The organism is Cohnella baijiui (assembly GCF_020731285.1).
GTDB lineage: Bacteria > Bacillota > Bacilli > Paenibacillales > Paenibacillaceae > Cohnella.
This window is the reverse complement of sequence record NZ_JAJFOW010000336.1, coordinates 1-240: the sequence shown is the minus strand read 5'-3', so window position 1 is coordinate 240 and position 240 is coordinate 1. Positions and strand designations below refer to the sequence as shown.

At 45.0% G+C, this 240-nt stretch carries 1 protein-coding gene; it reads right to left on the bottom strand.

Features of this window, described 5'->3' with window-relative positions; translation table 11 throughout:
• On the bottom strand, positions 1-240 hold a 240-nt coding region (locus LKX83_RS32855), incomplete at both ends, for a M16 family metallopeptidase (protein WP_227887480.1).

Genomic DNA, 240 nt, shown 5'->3' with positions numbered 1-240 from the left:
ATTCCACCAAGAACTTCTTCCGTACCAAGAATGCTGTAGCCAAGCGGATGCTTTTCATAGGAAGCCTTCGCTACCAGATCATGGACGAGATCATCCGGTGTATCTTCATACATACGGATTTCTTCAATGACTACATTCTTTTCCTTTTGCAGCTCCTGCTCATCAAATACGGAATTAAAGTACATATCCGCAAGAATATCAAGGGCAACCGGAGCGTGCTCATCAAGCACCCGGGCATAA